The sequence below is a fragment of the Sinomonas humi genome (assembly GCF_000802235.1).
GTDB lineage: Bacteria > Actinomycetota > Actinomycetes > Actinomycetales > Micrococcaceae > Sinomonas > Sinomonas humi.
Map to the genome: position 1 here is coordinate 1 of NZ_JTDL01000018.1, position 1577 is coordinate 1577.

Annotated in this window: 2 protein-coding genes; both read left to right on the top strand. The window is 66.1% G+C overall.

Annotated features, from left to right (window positions below):
- A partial coding sequence (locus LK10_RS01505) for an FCD domain-containing protein (protein WP_043119587.1) occupies positions 1-233 on the top strand: 233 nt, incomplete at its 5' end.
- 90 nt (positions 234-323) lie between these two features.
- Positions 324-1202: a shikimate dehydrogenase gene (locus LK10_RS01510; protein WP_043119589.1), complete on the top strand. Its 879-nt coding sequence runs from the start codon at positions 324-326 to the stop codon at positions 1200-1202.
- Positions 1203-1577: the final 375 nt, after the last annotated feature.

Sequence of the window (1577 nt, forward strand, 5' to 3'; positions counted from 1 at the left end):
CCGAGAATCAGGTTCTCCTGCGGCTCTGGCCCGTCATCGAGGCCCACATCACCGTCGCCCTCGCCCAGGACCAGGCAATCCGCTCGGACCCCGCACGCGTCATCCAGCAGCACCACGCCCTCATCGAAGCCCTGCACAGCCGCGATCGGTCGGCCATCGAGAAGGCATTCTGGCAACACACCATCGGCAGCGCAGAGGAACTGATAGCAATCATGGACGAGCGAGGCCAGTGAGCCTCCGCCAGCGGAGCGACTCATCCCACCCCTGACAAAGCGGGCACGCATCGTGCGGCCTCGGTCGGCAGATTTGAGAAAGGGAAGACTGTGACTAATCCACGCCCATTCCTCGTGGGCCTCGTCGGCACTGGGGTCGCCCAGTCCCTGTCCCCGCTCGTGCACATGGCAGAGGGAGCAGCCCAGGGCCTTGCCCTCGTATTCCGCCCCGTCGATCTCACGGCGCTCGGCCTCAGCGCCGACCGCCTTCCGGAGGTCCTCGCTTGGGCCGAGCGCCTCGGATACAACGCGGTCACGATCACCCACCCGTGCAAGCAGCAGGTGATCTCCTACCTCGACCGAGTGGACCCGGTGGCGGCCGAGCTCGGTGCGGTCAACACCGTCCTGCTCACCCCGGAGGGCAGGATCGGGTACAACACCGACACCTCCGGCTTCGAAGCCGCGTTCCGCGTGGGCATGCCCGGAGCGCCGCTCGGAAGGGTCGTCCAGCTCGGTGCCGGTGGAGGGGGAACGGCCGTCGCCGACGCGCTCATACGGCTCGGCGCAGGCCAGCTCACGATCATCGACATCGACGAGCACCGCGCCGCCGCCCTCGCCGCCGACCTGCGAGAACGCCGGGGAGCCGATGTACGTTCGGTACCGCATTCCCGGCTCGCAGAGCAGCTGTCGGAGGCAGCCGGCGTCGTGCACTGCACCCCTCAGGGAATGCACGACCACCCGGGCACCCCGTTCGACACAGCACTTCTTCGTCCAGATCTCTGGGTCGCTGACATCGTGTACCGCCCGCTCGAGACCGCGCTGCTGCGGGCCGCGCGTTCGCTCGGCTGTCGCACGCTCGGCGGCGGTCGGATGGCCGTCTACCAGGCAGCTGACGCCTTCCGCCTCATCACCGGCCTTGAACCTGACGCGGAACGCATGATGCAGTACTTCGGCGAGCTCGCCGAGGCCGAAGACGCCCCCGTCCGATAGCAGGCCTCTGCTTTCCGTTCAAGGCTGATCGAAAGCGCAGGCGCTGAAGTCTCGGCGGCTTTCCCGCGGCAGCGGCGCCGCTGCATAACGTCGAGCCCTTGCCCCAGCCGGACAAGGCGACGGAGACCATCTGTGGGTCGTGAGGATCTCCATCGTCAGTTCGCACCGGGGCGGAGTCCGCGCCCGTGAGATCGAAATTGCACGCACACCCGCTCGACGCCGGAAATACTCCGATTGTTGCAAGACCCCCGTGGATCATAGGAAAGAGGAGACATGAAGCTCTGCTTGAACCAGGCAACGACAATGCCTTATTCCCTGGAAGAGACCGTCAAGGCCGCCGAAGAGGCAGGAATCGAAAATATCGGCCTCTGGATT